Below are 16,358 nucleotides of genomic sequence, written 5' to 3' on the forward strand. Positions count from 1 at the left end.
GCGCAGCCTCGGCCGCGCCCACCTCTTTCCCTGCCGTTCCCGAGGTGGAACTCAGGCGGCGCGCACGTTGGCGAGGAAGCGGCCGACTTCCACCGAGAGATGCTCGGACTGGCGCGACAGCTCGGAGGAGGCGGCGAGCACTTCGGCGGCGGTCGCCCCCGCTTCCTCGGCGGCCTGCGCCACGCCCGCGATGTTGCTCGTCACCTCGCCCGCACCCATCGCCGCCCGGGCGACGTTGCGCACGATCTCCTGCGTCGCCGCGCCCTGCTGCTCCACCGCCGCGGCGATCGAGGCCGCCACGGAGCTGATCTCCTCGATGCGCCCGGTGATGCTGCCGATGGCCGAGACCGCGTGGCCCGTGGTCTCCTGAATGCGGCCGATCTGGCCGGAGATCTCCTCGGTCGCCCGCGCGGTCTGGTTGGCGAGTTCCTTCACTTCCGCCGCGACCACCGCGAAGCCGCGGCCGGCATCACCCGCGCGGGCCGCCTCGATGGTGGCGTTGAGGGCGAGCAGGTTGGTCTGGCCGGCGATCGTAGTGATCATGGTGACGACGTCGCCGATCTTGGAGACGGCCGCGCTGAGCGCCCGGACATGGGCCGCCGTTTGTGCTGCCTCACCCACCGCCGCCTGGGCAAGCGTCGAGGAACCGCTGACCTGCCGGCCGATCTCCTGCACGGAGGCGCCCAGCTGCTCGGCGGCCGCCGCCACGGTGTTGACGTTGGTCGCGGCCTCTTCAGCCGCCGCCGCCACGCTGATCGACTGGCCGGCGGTGCGGGTCGCGGCGCCGGTCATGCCGTGCGCCGAGGCCTGCAACTGGGACGCGGCGGAGGAGACGAGGCTGACGACGCCGCCGACGGCGCCCTCGAACCGCTCGGCCATCTCGCGCATCGCCGCCTTGCGCTGTGCCTCCGCTCCGGCGCGGGCCGCGGCGCTCTCCTCTTCGAGATTGCGCATGCGGATCAGCCCCGCCTTGAAGATCTGCACCGCGTCGGCGATCGTCCCGATCTCGGTCCGTTGGCCCTGATGCGGGATCGTGACCGACAGGTCGCCCGCGGCCAGCGCCTGCATCGGCCCGACCACGGAGGCGATGCCGCGGGTCACACCGCGGGTGATGAGGATCGCGAGCAAGACCGCGAGGCCGAGCCCGAGGGCGAGGACGGCGAGGCCGATCGTCCGCACCTGCTGGAACACGGCCTCGCCCGCCGCCATCGCGCGGGCGGCGCCCTCGTTGTTGAAGGCGATGAGCTTCTCCAAGGCGTTCGACATCGCCCGGCGCGGTGCGAGGCCGTTCGCCTCGTAATAGGTGAAGGCGTCCGCTTTCCGGCCCTGGCGCGAGAGATCCATGACGATCCGGCGTTCGGTCTCGAAGGCGGCGGCTTCCCGAGCATAGGTCTCGTAGAGCGCCCGCTCTTCGGCATTGGCGATCAGAGCTTCGTAGGCGGCCCGCTTTTCGGAGATCACCTTGCCGAACCGCTCGAAATCCTTGTCCATGGGCGGGATCATCTTCGGATCGACCGCCTGCGTATGCCGCAGCATCACGCCGTTCATCCGCGCCGCCGCCGTGTCGAGCTCGCCGAGCAGGCGCACGCTGGGAAGCCAATTGCGCTCGATATCGAGCGTTTGGTCACGCATCGTTTGCGTGCCGACGAGGCCCAGAATCCCCAAGCTGACGAGAAGGATCGTCAACACGGTGAACGAGGCGACAAGCTTGCTGCGAATGGGTAGCGTTTGGAGCGACACGGAAGACTCCGACGGGGACAGCTCGCGCGCCGTTATTGAGCGGGCGGCAGGAGTCTGGCCCGGAAACACTTACCGGATCGCCAATTGTTCCTCGGATTTCGCACAAAGCCTCGGGATTGAAATCGCTATACTCTTCGGGAAAACTTGGAAAAATTACATAAGATGGTTTTGCTGCAATCGGCGCGTGTCTCACGTCCCGTTGAGCAGTTCAGGCGTGCCGCGGCTGTCCGTCAGGCGGTTTGCCGGGTTTCCATGGCTCGTACGCCGACGATTTCGGCAGACGGCCTCGGCTCCAGACCGCTCCGGCCGGATGCTCGAAGGCGGATCGCCGCCATCCCGATCGCGGCAATGGCCGCTCGGGGGATGTCCTAAGAGTGCCTCACAAAACTCCCGGTCACCGACCGTTTCGCCTTCGTCCGCGACAGCGCAGCGGGAGTTTTGTGAGAGCCACTAAGGTGCCGCGCTCGACAGCTTGGAGACGCTGCCCGGGCGGCGCAGGATCGCGCTCACCGGCACGAGCCGGATGCCGCGCGCCTCGAGATCGCGCGACCAGCGCGACAGGCGCTCGATCGTCAACGGCGAGGCGCTGGAGGAAGCGAGCACGAGGCCCTTCTGCCGGGCCAGCGTTTCCAGGCGGGCGAGTTCCCCGTCGATGGTATCAGGCCGCGCGACGGCGTCGATCACGATCTCGGCCCGCGCGGTCGGCAGCTTGGTCTTCGCCGCGACGGTCGCGACCTGCGAGCCGGATGCCGCCCCGTCATCGACGAAGCCGAGCCCGCGGGCGGACAGATCCTTGAGCACCGGTTCCAGGGCCCCGGCCTCGCTCATCAGCTTGGCGCCCATGAAGTTCACGGCCCCGACGAAGCCCGGAAACCGGCTCATCGCCCAGGCGGCCCGGTCGAGATTCTCACCGGGGCGGGCCGAGGCCAGGAGCGTCTGCGGACCGGGATCGCTGTCGGGATAGTCGAACGGCTCCATCGGGAGTTGGAGCAGGATCTCGTGGCCGGCCTCGCGGGCGCGGGTCGCGGTCTTTTCGAGATCGCTGCCATAGGGCGAGAGCGCGAGGCTCACCGCCGCCGGAAGCCGGGCGATGGCGCCGAGGGTGGCGTTCTCGCCGATGCCGAGACCGGAGACGAGGACGGCGATGCGCGGCCCGGTGCCGGGCTCGTCCGGGCGGGCATAGATGTCGAGCGGCCGCAGCCGGCCTTCGCCGACCCGGGGCAGGGGGCCGTGGCGCCCGCGCTCGGTCAGGCGCGCATCGGGGGCCGGCGCGAGCTTCACCTGGGCGGCGTTCGGGACGCGGATGATCACCGGCGCATCGGGAGCCGTCGAACCGTCGGGGCGGAACACGCTGACGCCGGAGGCCTGTTCGACCTCGCTGGCGGATTGGGACGGTCCTCTGGAGGCGTGCGGTGCGGCTTCGGCGGTGCGGGGGGGGGCCGGGGCCTCGCGAATCTCGATGAGCGCCTGCGCCCGAGGCTCGCCGCCACGGGGATCACCGGTGAGGGCGATGCCGCCGGCGATCAGGGCGAGGGCCAGCATGCTGGCGCCCGCTGCCATGCCTGCGGAGGGGCGCAGGGCAAAGCGCGGACGGGCCGCCTTGTCCGCGACTCCGAGAGGCTTCGTCAGGATGTCGTCGGCCGCGTCGCTCACCCGCCGTCCTGCCTGTTGGCCCATGCTCCGACGACCGGGCGCGGCCCTCAACGAGAAACGGCCCGCAACCCCGATCTGAACCGGTATTGCGGGCCGTCATGGTTAATCTTTCGCTAACACCGCGGCGGATGCCCGCCGCGGCCCGGCCCAATCAGTTCTGCGTGGCCGGCTTCGTCACGTTGGCCGCACCCTTCTGGATGCCGTGCAGGAAATCGACCGCGGCGATGAGCTGCTTGTCCTTGGCCGGATCCGGCGGGATGTAGGCCGAGGAACCGCCGCGCTCCTCGGTGTCCTTCTGCTTGAGGTGGCCCTTCAGGCCGGCCTCGCCCTTGGTCTCGTCCTTACCCTTCAGATCGTCGGGCACCTCCTGCAGCACCTCCTGATCCGGCTCGATCCCCTTCGCCTGGATCGAGCGGCCGGACGGCGTGTAGTAGCGCGCGGTGGTGAGGCGCAGGGCGCCCTGGCCGCCGAGCGGGATGATCGACTGCACCGAGCCCTTACCGAAGGAACGCGTGCCCATGATGGTCGCGCGCTTGTGATCCTGCAGGGCGCCGGCCACGATCTCGGAGGCCGAGGCCGCGCCGCCGTTCACCAGCACCACGATCGGCTTGCCCTTGGCGAGGTCGCCGGCCTTGGCGGAGAAGCGCTGGGTCTCGTCCGGGTTGCGGCCGCGGGTCGAGACGATCTCGCCGCGGTCGAGGAAGGCGTCGGAGACCATCACCGCCTGATCGAGCAGACCGCCGGGATTGTTGCGCAGATCGAGCACATAACCCTTGAGCTTGTCGCCGCCGATCTCGCCCTGGAGCTTGTCGATCGCCGTCTTGAGGCCCTCATAGGTCTGCTCGTTGAACTGGGTCAGGCGGACATAGCCGACATCGCCGCTCTCGACCTTCGAGCGCACGGGGCGGATCTTGATGACGTCGCGCGTCAGCGAGACGTCGAGCGGCTCCTTGGCCTCCTTGCGGGAGATCTTCAGCTTCACCGTGGAGTTCACGGGGCCGCGCATCTTATCGACGGCCTGGTTCAGGGTGAGGCCCTGGACCTGATCCTCGTCGATCTGGGTGATGATGTCGTTAGCGAGCAGGCCGGCCTTGGATGCGGGCGTGTCGTCGATCGGCGAGACGACCTTGATCAGGCCGTCCTCCATCGTGACCTCAATGCCGAGGCCGCCGAACTCGCCCTTCGTCGTCGTCTGCATGTCGCGGAACGCTTTCGCGTCCATGTAGCTCGAATGCGGATCGAGCGAGGTCAGCATGCCGTTGACGGCCGACTCGATCAGCTTCGATTCCTCGGGCTTCTCGACGTAGTCGGTCCGCACCTTCTCGAACACGTCGCCGAACAGGCTCAGTTGCCGGTAGGTTTCCGCCGAGGCCGCGATGGCGCTCGTACCGGACAGCAGCTGGGTCTGGGTCGACAGGGCCGAGGCGCCGATGCCGAGGGCCGCGCCGAGTAACACGAGGGACACTTTGCGCATTATCCGCGAACCTTCTCGCTGGAACTTCTCGCCCACCACGGCTCCGGATCGATAGAGCCGCCGTCTTTCCTGAACTCGACGTACAGGACGGGATCAATCCGATCATCGTCCTTCTGTGACGCAGCCTGCGTCACGTTCGACGGCGTGCTTGCCGGGGTGCCGCTGCCCTCGCCCATCACGGCCACCGGTTCGCCCGCCAGTACGAACTGGCCGACCTCGACGTTGATCTGATCCATCCCCGCGAGCAACAGATAGTAGCCGTCGCCCGCATTGATGATCAAGAGACGCCCGTAGGAGCGAAAGGGTCCGGCGAAGGAAACCCATCCGTCCGCGGGCGAGGAGACCACCGCCTTCGGCCGTGCCCGCAGCGAGATGCCGCGGGTGGTCCCGCCCTGGCCGTCGGGTTGGTTGAAGCCGCGCAGCAGGGGGCCGCTCACCGGCCTGGGCAGATCGCCGCGGGCCTCGGCGAACTTCACCTTGGGCGCGAGCCGCGCCGGATCGCGGGCGCCGGCCGCCGCGAACTTGTCCTGGATCGCCCGCTGCTCGCGTTCGGCGGCGGCGCGGACCTCGTCGGCGGCCCGGCGGGCGCTCGACAGCTCGCCCTCCATCCGGTCCACGAGTTCCTTGAGGGATTTGGCCTGAGTGCCGAGTTCGGCGCTCTTGCGGCGCTCGGCGGTGAGGCTGGACTCGACCTCCGCCTGCCGGCTGCGGCGGGCGGCGATCAGCGCGTCGAGGCGCTGGCGCTCGGCGGCCCAGCCCGCGAGATCTTTTTTCAGCGCCTCGCGGTCGGCGGCGATGAGGCCGCGCACCCGCACCAGTTCGGTGAGGTCGCCGGCCAGGGTGTCCGCCTCGCCGCGTAGCTCCGGCACCACGGCGCCGAGCATCATCGAGGTGCGGATCGCCGCGAGCACATCTTCCGGGCGCACCAGCACGGCGGGCGGCGGGCGCCGGCCCATGCGCTGGAGCGCGGCCAGGATCTCGGCGATGACCGCACGGCGCGCCTCCAGCGACTTGCGGATCGCCGCGTCGCTGTCGGTGAGCGCGCGCAGGCGCTCCTCCAGCCGGTTCATCCGATCTTCGGTCGCCTGGGCTTGGCGTCCGGCATCGAGCAGGGCGGTGCTGAGCTTGGTCCGGTCGGAGCCGATCGCGGCGATCTCGGCTTCCAGCGCCGCGCGGTTGCCGCTGCTGGCCGCCAGCGCATCCTCGATCTGCTTGAGGTTCTGGGCGCGACGGTCGCGCTCCTCCTGCGTGCGCCGCATCGCCTCCGGATCGGGCGTCGTCTGCGCGAGCACGGGCAGGACGAACCCGCCCGCGAGGCAGGCGAGGGCGGTCAGGATCGTCGCGGGCCGGGCGTGCGCCGTCACCTTGGATCTCATGCCTCGGGATCGCCCCGGTGATAGGGGTGTCCGGCCAGGATGGTCAGCGCCCGGTAGACCTGTTCGAGGGCGAGCACGCGCACCAGACCGTGCGGCAGTGTCGCCGCTCCGAAGGCGAGAATATGGTCGGCGCGTCCGCGCACGGTCTCGTGAAGGCCGTCCGCCCCGCCGATGACGAGGACGAGGCTGCCCCGCCCCGCATCGCGCCACGCCCCGATCTTGTCCGCGATGCGCTCGCTCGGCCAGTCGGAGCGGCCGCGCTCGTCGCAGGCGATCACCGCCGCATCCGCCGGCACGAGGGCGAGGATCGCCGCCGCCTCCTCGGCGATGCGGTCGGCCGAACGGCGCGCCCGCGATTCAGGGATTTCGGTGAGGTCGCAGGCGGTGACGCCGAGGCCCTTGCCGAGCGCGACCGCGCGCTCGCGGTAACGGGCGGCGAGATCCCGCTCCGGCCCGTTCTTCAGGCGTCCGATGGCGACGACGAGCAGGCGCAAGGGGCGTGAACGATCCCGGAAGCGAAGTAAGGAGGCGCGATAGCACGATCACGCCCGCGACGGGGAGCCGATCGTACCGGAAAACGTCGTCGGCAATGCAGGCACGCTCGGCCCGAGCGCCGAGCGGCCGGCGCCATGAGTACCAAGGCGCGCCGCCGCCCGGTTGGCGGCACGGCGGCGGCGACCTACCTGCCGCCCTCAACCACGCCTTTGGCCCGGAGCCGGCCTTCCGCCGCGCCCACCCGTCCGGGATCTCACGACAGGATCACGATGCACTCGCCCGCAAGCGCCGCGCCGACGCGCCTCGACCGCAAGGCCGTGGGAGCGGTCGTGCTCGGCAACGCCCTCGAATTCTACGACTTCACGATCTACGCCTTCTTCGCCAAGTCGATCGGCGCGACCTTCTTTCCCTCGGACAGCCCGACCGACAGCCTGCTCGCCTCGCTCGCCCTGTTCGGGATCGGCTACGTCATGCGCCCCGTGGGCGGCGTGCTGATCGGCGCCTTTGCCGACCGGGCCGGGCGCAAGCCGGCCATGCTCATCACCATCGCGCTGATGGCGGTCGGCATGCTGATGCTGGCGGCCTGCCCCGGCACGGCGGTCCTCGGCGTCTGGGCACAAGTGATCGTGATCGCCGGGCGGCTGATCCAGGGGCTGGCGCTCGGTGGCGAAGTCGGCCCCTCCACCGCCTACCTGATCGAGGCGGCTCCGGCGCGGCATCGCGGCTTCGTCGCGAGTTGGCAGATCGCGAGCCAGGGCTGTGCGGCCCTGTTCGCCGGCCTGTTCGCCACCGTGTTGACCCTCGTGCTCGGCGATGCGGCCATGGCGGATTGGGGCTGGCGGCTGATGTTCGGCCTCGGCCTCCTCGTCGTGCCGGTCGGCCTCGTGATCCGCAGCCACCTGCCGGAGACGGCGGGCGAGGTGCATGATCCCGCCGCCGCCGCTTCGACCGGTGCGGTGCTCGGCCGGCTGCTACGCCAGCACGGGCGGATGCTCGGGCTGACCTTCCTCGTCATCGCCGCCTCGACCGTCTCGAATGCGGTGGGCACCAACATGCCGGTCTTTGCCGGGGCGACGCTCGGCCTCTCGGAGATGGCGGCCAACGCCGTGCCGATCGCGCTGGGGCTGGCCTCCGTGATCTTCCCGCTCCTCGGCGGCTGGCTCGCCGACCGGTTCGGGCGCAAGCCGGTGATGATCTGGCCGCGGGCGCTGATCCTCGTGCTCGCCGTGCCGGCCTTCCTGTGGATGCTGCAGGCACCGAGCGCGCTCAGCGTCTACGCCGTGACCTTCCTGCTCTCGGCCCTGTCCTCGATCAACGCGGCGGCGATCATCGTCGCCATCCCCGAAGCCCTGCCGCGGGCCGTGCGCAGCGCCGGGCTGTCGATCGTCTATGCGCTCTCCGTCTCGATCTTCGGCGGCAGCACGAACTACGTCGTGAACTGGCTGATCGCCACGACCGGCGACCGGATGGCGCCGGCCTATTACCTCGCCGCCTTCAGCCTCGTTGGCACGGTCGCCGCCCTGCTGCTGCCGGAGACGCGCGGCCGCGACATCCATGTCGACACCGCGACGCGAAGGTGAACTCCGGCGGCGTGTCCGCGCCGAGGGGCCAGCTTTCGCGAGATGGAAGGGACCGAATTGGATTCACCCATCCAAGACGATCCGCGGAAACGGGAGCGCCGTCCTGCGTCTCGGGCCGAAAGCGGTCGCATTCGCGGCCAGCGCCTTCCTTCGTCAATGCCGGCGGAGCCGAACACTGAGTATTCCGACGCAATGAATCCTTAGGAAAAATAAGACCTAGTGCATCCTGGGGAGAAGACGCACGCACGGCGTGTTCGCGGCCCGGTGTTCGGTAAGATGAAAATGAATTTTTTTCACGGACGCCGAGAACTTCTGAGCGGCATCGTACCGAGCTATACGGACCCCGAAGCCTGCAACCGCCAGCTCGTCGAGCTGCAACGCCAGATCCCGTCGCTCTATGCGCTGCTTTCCGCCAATGCCTGCGCCCTCGCGTTCACGCATTACGCTTTTGCGCCGGCTTGGCTGACCGTCGCGCTCCCCGGCACAATGATCGGCCTGTGCGCGGTGCGGGCCGTGCATTGGTGGCGTCTTCGGCCGCAGGCGATCTCCGGAGACGAGGCCTTCAAGCGGCTGCGCGCCACCAGCCTCCTCACCGTTCTGTTCTCGGCGCTCTTCGTAGGCTGGGCGATGAAGCTCAACGCCTATGGCGGCCCGTTCGAGCAGGGCCACGTCGCAATCTTCATCGCGATCACCGTCATCGGCTGCATCTTCTGCCTGACGCATCTGCCGGCCGCGGCGCTCCTCGTGACCGTCATCGTCATGGGCAGCTTCCTGACGCACTGCCTGACGAGCAGCAACAGCGTCTTCATCGCGATCGCGCTGAACACCGCCTTCGTCACGGTGGTGATGGTGCGCATCCTCACCAACAACTTCCTGGCCTTCCTGCAACTGGTCGCGTCCAAGGCCGAGGCGCAGCGGCTCGGCGCGGAGAACCAGCGCCTCGCACATACCGACAGCCTCACCGGGCTGCCCAACCGGCGCTATTTCTTCCAGCGCCTCGATGCGCTGATCGCCGCCTCGGCCGGCAGAAATGCTGCTTTCGCCCTCGCGATCTTCGATCTCGACCGCTTCAAGCCGATCAACGACACGTTCGGCCATACCGCCGGAGACCGGGTACTGGAGGAGACCGGGCGCCGTCTCGAAACCTTCGCCGCGGACGGCGTGACGATCGCCCGTCTGGGCGGCGACGAGTTCGGCGTGCTGATCCACTCGGCCGAGTGCGCGGCCGCCGCCGTCGAGCTCTGCAACCGCATCTGTACGGCGCTGCACACCCCGATTTCGCTGGGCGAGACGCAGGTCGTGCCGGGATGCTCGGGCGGCTTAGCGCTCTATCCCAGCGCAGGCCGGGCCGCGGATGCGCTGTTCGACCGGGCCGATTATGCGCTCTACCATTCCAAGGAGCGCAGGCGCGGGACCACGACCCTGTTCTCGCAGGAGCATGAGGACGCGATCCGGGCTGAGCGCGCGGTGGAGACCGCCCTCCAGAGCGCCGATCTCGCCGCCGAGATGGAGATGCATTACCAGCCGATCCTCGACACGGTGACGGATCGCATCACCACGGTCGAGGCGCTGGCCCGCTGGACCAGCCCCAAGCTCGGGCGTGTGCCGCCCGACCGTTTCATCGCCGTGGCGGAGCGCTGCGGGATGATCCACTCGGTCACCCTGCTTCTCCTGCGCAAGGCGCTGGCCGACGCGGCCCGGCTCCCGGACGACATCGGCCTGTCGTTCAACCTCTCGTCGCACGACCTCGCCTCGCCCGAGACGGTCATCGCGATCCTCGCCGCGGTCCGGCAGAGCGGGCTCGATCCCCGGCGGATCACGCTGGAACTGACGGAGACCGCGCTGATGCGCGACTTCGAGGGGGCACAGAAGGCGATCACGCTCCTGCGTGCCCTCGGCATCAAGATCGCGCTGGACGATTTCGGGACGGGGTATTCGAGCCTGAACTACGTCCACCGCCTGCCGCTGGACCGGATCAAGATCGACCGCGGCTTCATGGCCGATGTCGAATCCGACCTCGGACGCAGCGTCGTGATCACCATCCTCGATCTCTGCCAGAATCTCGGGCTGGACGGCATCGCCGAGGGGATCGAGACCACCGAGCAACTGAGCGCCGTGCGCCGCCACGGCTGTCGCTACGTTCAGGGCTACCTGATCGGCATGCCGAAGCCGATGACGGAGCTGCTCAGCGTTTTTCGCGGCGTGGCAGAGGCCGAGCCGGTCTCCGCCTGAACGCGTCGGAGCGCCGCGCGCTGCCCCTGTCCGCCTATCGCAGCCCGTCGGGCCGGTCGCCCGCGGCCCAGGCGATCGCCTGCTCCAGGCGGTCGTTGCCCCAGAACAGCTCGCCGTCCTCGGTGAGGAAGCTCGGTGCGCCGTAGATGCCGCGGGAGCGAGCCTCCTCGCCGGCCACCTTCAGCCGGCCCTTGTTGGCTTCCGAGGCCGCCGCCTTGAGGATCTGGGTGCCGTCGAGCCCGAGCGCATCGAGGATGCGCCCCACCGCCGCCGGTTCGGCGATGGAGCCGCCCTTGGAAAAGCTCGTCTCGAACACCGCTTTCGAGAACGGCACCAGCCAATCCTGGTCGGCGGCGTAGGTCGCCACGCGCACCGCGCTGAGCGAATTTTGCGGGAAGGGGGTGGGGCGCGTGACCGGCGGCAGCCCGAGCCGCGCGGCCTCGCGATCGAGGTCGCGCCACATGTTGCGGCCCTTGGCCGGGTAGAGGTTGAAGGGCGAGTTGGTCCACCCCTGCGTCGCGAAGATCGGCCCGAGCAGAAACGGTCGCCAGCGCAGCTCGACGTCGGCCGTCCTGGCCAGCGCTTCGATGCGCATGGCCGACAGGTAAGAGTAGGTCGAGGCGAACTCGTACCAGAATTCCAGGGTCGCTCGCCGCCGCATTCGTCGATTCTCCGGATCGTCTGGTCCGTCCTGCCGGTGACCCTACCACGTCTGCGGAGACGCGCCGGGGCAGGCTGGATCGCAAACGAGGCAACCGGCATCCCGCCCCGCCGGTTGCGCGCCGCGCGCCTCCGCTGTTAATCCGCCTTCACCCTGTTGCCCGAGCCCAACACCATGTCCGACGCCCTCCCGAACAAATCCGTCAAGAAGGTCGTTCTCGCCTATTCCGGCGGGCTCGACACCTCAATCATCCTCAAGTGGCTTCAGACCACCTACGGCTGCGAGGTCGTGACGTTCACCGCCGATCTCGGCCAGGGCGAGGAGCTGGAGCCGGCGCGCCGCAAGGCGGAGCTGCTCGGCATCAAGCCGGAAAACATCTTCATCGAAGACCTGCGCGAGGAATTCGTCCGCGACTACGTCTTCCCGATGTTCCGCGCCAACGCGGTCTATGAGGGGATCTATCTCCTCGGTACCTCGATCGCCCGGCCGCTGATCGCCAAGAAGCAGATCGAGATCGCCGAGCGGGTCGGCGCCGATGCGGTGTGCCACGGCGCCACCGGCAAGGGGAACGATCAGGTCCGGTTCGAACTCGGCTACTACGCGCTCAAGCCCGACGTGACGGTGATCGCGCCCTGGCGTGAGTGGGATCTGCGCTCGCGCGAGCAGCTCATCGCGTTCGCCGAACAGCACCAGATCCCGATCGCCAAGGACAAGCGCGGCGAGAGCCCGTTCTCGGTCGATGCCAACCTCCTGCACGCCTCCTCCGAGGGCAAGGTGCTGGAGGATCCGGCGGTCGAGGTGCCGGATTACGTCTATTCGCGCACCCTCTCCCCCGAGGAGGCGCCGGACACGCCCACGATCGTCACCATCGGCTTCGAGCGCGGCGACGCCGTCTCCATCGACGGCGAGGCGCTCTCGCCCGCCACGCTGCTGGCCAAGCTCAATGAGCTCGGCCACGCCAACGGCATCGGCCGGCTCGATCTGGTCGAGAACCGCTTCGTCGGCATGAAGAGCCGCGGCATGTACGAGACGCCCGGCGGCACCATCCTGTTGCCGGCCCACCGCGCCATCGAGTCGATCACGCTCGACCGCGGCGCGGCCCATCTCAAGGACCAGCTCATGCCGCAATATGCGGAGCTGATCTATAACGGCTTCTGGTTCTCGCCGGAGCGCGAGATGCTCCAGGCGCTCATCGACAAGAGCCAGGAGAAGGTGACCGGCGAGGTGCGGCTCAAGCTCTACAAGGGCGGCGTCCACGTCATCGGCCGGACCAGCCCGCACTCGCTCTACGATCAGGACCTCGTCACCTTCGAGGAGGGCGCCGTCGCCTACGACCACCGCGACGCGGCGGGCTTCATCAAGCTCAACGCCCTGCGCCTGCGGACGCTCGCGCAGCGCAAGAAGCGCGAGGGCTGAGCCTCGGCTTCAGCGCCTGTTCGCTTCGCTTCTCCGAGACGTTTCCTCATCCTGAGGTGCCGCGGAGCGGCCTCGAAGGAGGGCTCCAGGAATCGCGGCGGCCTCTGGAGGTCTCCTTCGAGGCGCCTTGCTAAGGCAAGGCGCACCTCAGGATGAGGGGGAGGGGTCGGATAACGCGCTGACGTTAGGGTCGAAGTGGATCTCAGCGATCCCCCAGGAAGGCGGGATCGTTCGAGACGAGCAGCACGCGCAGGTTGGAATCCGGGACGTAGTCGCGGGCTTCCCAGACGAAGGTGGTCGGACCCGTCTTGCGCACGCCCTGGCGGCAGAAGCTGACCAGGGCGTCCGCACGGCCCTTGTCCACCGTCAGGGTGAAGCGGCCGATGCGCCCGGCCCAGTTGCGGGCCGTGGTCACGATGTAGGGCACCTCGAAGGCGCGGGTGTAGCCCTCGGGCGTCGCCGCCGCGAGGCGCCGGATGCCCGCCAATCCGGCTTCGTCGAGGCAGTAGCGCGCCCGGAAGTCGCGCGCCGCGGCGTCCTTGGGCGAGAGGAAGTGGTTGCCGGTCACGGGCACGTAGCTGTGGGAGATGCGCAGCTCCGCATCCGCCGGAAACACCTGCTCCCAGTGGAATTTGGCCTCGCTGCGCCACTGCGCGCCGGCGTCAGACGTCGCATCGGACAACAGGTCGGCCTTGTGCAGGGCCTCGAGGTCGGCCGGCGAGAGCCGCTTGAGCGCCGTCTCCAGTTCGTCGCGCCGCAGCGGATTGATCGGAAGCCCCTGCCGCTTGAGGCGCTCCGTGATCTCCTGCGTGCCGTGGAAGGCGCGCTCTTCCAGGGCCGGCTCGATCGTTCGGCCGTCGGCCTTGACCGTGAAGCCGACGAAGTTGGCGCTGCCCCGAACCGGGAGCGAGAGGGCGCTGAGCGAGAGTTCGGCCCCGTCGATGGGCGGCAGCGGGAAGGTGAGGCGCAGGGTGCGCGGCGCCTTCGAGCGGTTGCGGAAGACGTAATCGACGCCGATGCGGTCGATGGCGATGCGAAGGTCCTCGCTCGCCAGTTCGATCTCGGCATCGCGCACCAGAACGAGGCCGCCCGCGTCGAGGGTGGCCGCGCTGTCGTTCGCCCATGCCGGCGCGGCCCAGGAGGCCAGTGCCAGGATGAGAGCGCCCGGCACCGTTCCCGTGATCCAACCCCATTTCATCCGGTCTCTCCCCTTTGGGCCCGCTGCACGGCCCAACCGCTGATAGGCGGCCGGCGCAGCGATTCGCAAAGGGGGCGAGGATGCGCTCAGGCCGGCTCCCAGCCGATCGTGCCCTCGGGTTGCCGGAACGGTCCCGGCCCGAGATCGCCGTAGCGCAGGAAGATCTGCATCGCCGGCTGCATCTCGCGGTGCAGGCGCTCCAGGCGGGCCTCCTGTTCGTCGGTCAGGATGGCGCGGCCTTCCGCGTCCTTTTCCGGCGGCTCGCCGAGATGGACCGCCATCTCCACCGTGTACCACGTCATGTTGCCGTAGGGGCGCTTGGGATCGACGCTCGGCACGTCGTATTCCTCGTCCCATTCGAGGCTGAAGGTCCGCAGCAACCGAAGGTGCTGGTCGGTGATCTCGAAGGTGATGTGCTCGGGCGTTTCGCCGGTGGCGTCGTCGCGGAACACGTCGAAGACGTCCCCCGGCGCGAGCTTGGCGAGCGGGTTGTGGTACTGGTAGCGGCCGGGCTTCAGCGTCGCGTTCTGCAGGAACACGGCGAGCGCATCGCCCATCGCCCGGTGCTCCTCGTCCGCGCCCTCGTCGTCGCCGGTGACGTTGAAGATGTCGCCGTCGCGGTCGGTGCTGCCATAGGGCGCGTCCGGATGGATCATCGGCGCGCCGGTCTCCGCTCCGTTCCAGGCCACGACCATCCGCCGGATCAGCGCGATGCGCTCCAGCGTCAGGTCGAAGGTGTCCGTCTCGCTCATGTCGCCGGTCTGCCTCTCGCGCCCCTCGGGGCGGTTGAGGGCCCCGTCGCAACGCTCAGTGGCCCAGCGCCAGCGCGGGTGCAAGCCGTGTTGCAACTCTCTGAAGGGCCATTGTTCGAAGCCGCCCGCGCGGCTTCGCGGCGCCAAGGGTCGCGACGAAGAGCGCCGCGCGGAGCAAAAGCCTAAGCCCGCGAAGGCTGGCGCAGGCGATTGAGGCCGGCAGTCACCAGGGTGCTCGCTGACAAGCGACAGCCCTGGACTTGTTACGCGGCCGGCTTCACGGTCTGGCGGGCCAGGAGGGCGCCGACCGCGTCGGGCAGGGCGTCGAAATGCTCGATGACCCAGTCGGGCGCCAGCTCGCGCATCGGCACGGGGGTATAGCCGAAGGTCACGCCGACGACCGGGATGCCGGCCGCCTTGGCTGCGGCGACATCGGCCTTGGAATCACCCACCATCACGGCGCGGTGGAGATCGCCTCCGGCGCGCTCGATGGTCGCGGTGATGTGGCGCGGGTCCGGCTTCGAGAAGGCGAAGGTCTCCTTGCCGACGATCGTGCGGAAGCGATGGCCGATGCCCAGCGCGTCGAGCAACGCCACGGCATGCGACTCCACCTTGTTGGTGCAGATCGCGAGGCGAAAGCCCGCAGCCTCCAGCTGGTCCAGCGCCGCAACCACACCGGGGAACAGATGGGAATTGTCGGTGAGATGCTCGCCGTAATAGGTGAGGAAATCCTGGAACAGCGTCTCCAGCCGCTCCGGCGTCAGGCTCGCGCCGGCCACCGTGAAGCCGCGCTGGATCAGGGCGCGGGCGCCCGCACCGAGCAGATCGCGGGCCTGTTCGAGCGGCAGCGGCGCGTGGCCCTCCCGGGCGAGGATGACGTTGAGGGTGCCGATGAGGTCGCCCGCGGTCTCGGCGAGGGTCCCGTCGAGATCGAACACGACGATCGGGGAGCTGTGCACGTTCATCGGCGTCCCGGTACGTTCCATTGTCAAGCTGGCTAGCGGTCGTCTCTCCTACGATCAACCCTAGCAGTTGATACCGGGTTAGCGCGGAGACTCAGTGTTGCCTCTCTGCCCAAGCTCCGCCACGGAACGGGTGCTTGATCGCGCCGCCGATGATTCGCCGTTTCGCTCTTCCGCAACAAGACGATGTCCCGCCCCATGCGTGTCCCTTCGCGTCTTTCTCTCCCCCGGCTGTCCGCCGGCCTGCTCGTCGCGGCCCTCGCCGGCCTGCCGCTGGCCGCCGAGGCGGCCGGGCCCTACGAATTCGTGGCTGCGCCCGCGGTCGATCTGAACCGGATCTACCGGATCGACCGCGCCAACGGCGAGGTCACCTCCTGCCAGTACGGCCTGCGCGACGACAGCGTCGGCGTCACCCTGTGCTTTGCCGCCGGAGAGGGCGCCGGCCCGCAGACACCGGGCGAGTACGGCCTGATCGCCTCGCGCCACGCCCGCGAGTCGGGGATCTACCGGGTCAATTACCGCACCGGTGAAACCAGCGCCTGCTACGTGCAGATCCGTCAGGAGCTCGTGGTCTGCACCGAGCAGGCCGGTCCGCCGCCCGCCGGCACCGCGAGCGGGGCGGGCGCTGCCGCGACCGGACCAGCCCCCGGCCGTGCCGGCCCGAGCGCCACGCCGCCGCAGGGAACGCGGCCCTGACGGCGGACGAAGCGCCGGACGCTCTTGGGAAGCGTCCATGCTTCTTTGCGTCCGTCTTTTGCGGTCGCGGGGAGGCGTGCTAGGGCCTGCCTCCCATCCAGCCCCAGATTCGACGGTCCGAGT

At 69.1% G+C, this 16,358-nt stretch carries 13 protein-coding genes; 4 read left to right on the top strand and 9 right to left on the bottom strand.

Going from position 1 to position 16,358, the window contains the following annotated elements; translation table 11 throughout:
- Window positions 1-51: 51 nt before the first annotated feature.
- The 5 genes from ASF53_RS00450 to rlmH all read right to left on the bottom strand — a co-directional run bounded on the left by ASF53_RS00450 (window position 52) and on the right by rlmH (window position 6,737).
- A complete protein-coding gene (locus ASF53_RS00450) occupies window positions 52-1,740 on the bottom strand; it encodes a methyl-accepting chemotaxis protein (RefSeq protein WP_056192187.1) in 1,689 nt (562 codons plus the stop codon).
- Between the two features lie 450 nt (window positions 1,741-2,190).
- Window positions 2,191-3,393, bottom strand: coding sequence for a divergent polysaccharide deacetylase family protein (locus ASF53_RS00455; RefSeq protein ID WP_056192189.1), 1,203 nt, complete (start codon window positions 3,391-3,393; stop codon window positions 2,191-2,193).
- Window positions 3,394-3,544: 151 nt separating this feature from the next.
- Window positions 3,545-4,867, bottom strand: coding sequence for a S41 family peptidase (locus ASF53_RS00460; protein ID WP_056192192.1), 1,323 nt, complete (start codon window positions 4,865-4,867; stop codon window positions 3,545-3,547).
- Entirely contained in the window at window positions 4,867-6,243 is a 1,377-nt protein-coding gene (locus ASF53_RS00465; protein ID WP_056192194.1) for a murein hydrolase activator EnvC family protein, read from the bottom strand. Before ASF53_RS00465 ends, ASF53_RS00460 begins: the two co-directional genes overlap by 1 nt.
- Window positions 6,240-6,737 (bottom strand): 23S rRNA (pseudouridine(1915)-N(3))-methyltransferase RlmH, encoded by a 498-nt coding sequence (rlmH, locus tag ASF53_RS00470; protein WP_056192197.1) that lies wholly within the window; start codon window positions 6,735-6,737, stop codon window positions 6,240-6,242. The genes ASF53_RS00465 and rlmH overlap by 4 nt, the downstream gene beginning before the upstream one ends.
- Before the next feature lie 270 nt (window positions 6,738-7,007).
- Here rlmH and ASF53_RS00475 point away from each other — a divergent pair, with 270 nt between their 5' ends.
- Together ASF53_RS00475 and ASF53_RS00480 are read left to right on the top strand one after the other, a co-directional pair.
- On the top strand, window positions 7,008-8,318 hold the full coding sequence (locus ASF53_RS00475; RefSeq protein WP_056192199.1) for an MFS transporter: 1,311 nt from the start codon (window positions 7,008-7,010) through the stop codon (window positions 8,316-8,318).
- Window positions 8,319-8,600: 282 nt separating this feature from the next.
- Complete coding sequence (locus ASF53_RS00480; RefSeq protein ID WP_056192202.1) at window positions 8,601-10,550, top strand: putative bifunctional diguanylate cyclase/phosphodiesterase; 1,950 nt, start codon at window positions 8,601-8,603, stop codon at window positions 10,548-10,550.
- A 34-nt stretch (window positions 10,551-10,584) separates the two neighbouring features.
- On the opposite strand, the gene ASF53_RS00485 is transcribed toward ASF53_RS00480, so the two are convergent.
- The gene (locus ASF53_RS00485; RefSeq protein WP_056192205.1) at window positions 10,585-11,211 is read right to left on the bottom strand and encodes a 2-hydroxychromene-2-carboxylate isomerase; all 627 of its coding nucleotides are present in this window, start codon (window positions 11,209-11,211) and stop codon (window positions 10,585-10,587) included.
- Window positions 11,212-11,385: 174 nt separating this feature from the next.
- Here ASF53_RS00485 and ASF53_RS00490 point away from each other — a divergent pair, with 174 nt between their 5' ends.
- Window positions 11,386-12,627 (top strand): argininosuccinate synthase, encoded by a 1,242-nt coding sequence (locus ASF53_RS00490; RefSeq protein WP_003604474.1) that lies wholly within the window; start codon window positions 11,386-11,388, stop codon window positions 12,625-12,627.
- Window positions 12,628-12,829: 202 nt separating this feature from the next.
- Here ASF53_RS00490 and ASF53_RS24595 read toward each other — a convergent pair whose 3' ends face one another.
- The 3 genes from ASF53_RS24595 to gph form a co-directional block, all read right to left on the bottom strand.
- Window positions 12,830-13,825: a DUF4424 family protein gene (locus ASF53_RS24595; RefSeq protein WP_286134029.1), complete on the bottom strand. Its 996-nt coding sequence runs from the start codon at window positions 13,823-13,825 to the stop codon at window positions 12,830-12,832.
- An 86-nt stretch (window positions 13,826-13,911) separates the two neighbouring features.
- Window positions 13,912-14,577 carry a hypothetical protein gene (locus ASF53_RS00500; RefSeq protein WP_056192207.1) on the bottom strand — a complete coding sequence of 222 codons (666 nt, stop codon included), beginning with the start codon at window positions 14,575-14,577 and terminating at the stop codon, window positions 13,912-13,914.
- Window positions 14,578-14,840: 263 nt separating this feature from the next.
- Window positions 14,841-15,542: a phosphoglycolate phosphatase gene (gene gph / locus ASF53_RS00505; RefSeq protein WP_056192211.1), complete on the bottom strand. Its 702-nt coding sequence runs from the start codon at window positions 15,540-15,542 to the stop codon at window positions 14,841-14,843.
- Between the two features lie 183 nt (window positions 15,543-15,725).
- Here gph and ASF53_RS00510 point away from each other — a divergent pair, with 183 nt between their 5' ends.
- Window positions 15,726-16,235 carry a hypothetical protein gene (locus ASF53_RS00510; protein WP_056192215.1) on the top strand — a complete coding sequence of 170 codons (510 nt, stop codon included), beginning with the start codon at window positions 15,726-15,728 and terminating at the stop codon, window positions 16,233-16,235.
- The last annotated feature ends 123 nt before the right edge of the window (window positions 16,236-16,358 follow it).

This window comes from Methylobacterium sp. Leaf123, assembly GCF_001423405.1.
Classification (GTDB): Bacteria; Pseudomonadota; Alphaproteobacteria; order Rhizobiales; family Beijerinckiaceae; genus Methylobacterium.

Bases quoted from the DNA above. Each gene is read 5' to 3' on its own strand.
- ASF53_RS00485 (WP_056192205.1), bottom strand. From the start codon at position 11,211: ATGCGGCGGCGAGCGACCCTGGAATTCTGGTACGAGTTCGCCTCGACC.
- ASF53_RS00460 (WP_056192192.1), bottom strand. From the start codon at position 4,867: ATGCGCAAAGTGTCCCTCGTGTTACTCGGCGCGGCCCTCGGCATCGGC.
- ASF53_RS00480 (WP_056192202.1), top strand. From the start codon at position 8,601: ATGAATTTTTTTCACGGACGCCGAGAACTTCTGAGCGGCATCGTACCG.
- ASF53_RS00500 (WP_056192207.1), bottom strand. From the start codon at position 14,577: ATGAGCGAGACGGACACCTTCGACCTGACGCTGGAGCGCATCGCGCTG.
- ASF53_RS24595 (WP_286134029.1), bottom strand. From the start codon at position 13,825: ATGAAATGGGGTTGGATCACGGGAACGGTGCCGGGCGCTCTCATCCTG.
- ASF53_RS00465 (WP_056192194.1), bottom strand. From the start codon at position 6,243: ATGAGATCCAAGGTGACGGCGCACGCCCGGCCCGCGACGATCCTGACC.
- ASF53_RS00510 (WP_056192215.1), top strand. From the start codon at position 15,726: ATGTCCCGCCCCATGCGTGTCCCTTCGCGTCTTTCTCTCCCCCGGCTG.
- gph (WP_056192211.1), bottom strand. From the start codon at position 15,542: ATGAACGTGCACAGCTCCCCGATCGTCGTGTTCGATCTCGACGGGACC.
- ASF53_RS00490 (WP_003604474.1), top strand. From the start codon at position 11,386: ATGTCCGACGCCCTCCCGAACAAATCCGTCAAGAAGGTCGTTCTCGCC.
- ASF53_RS00475 (WP_056192199.1), top strand. From the start codon at position 7,008: ATGCACTCGCCCGCAAGCGCCGCGCCGACGCGCCTCGACCGCAAGGCC.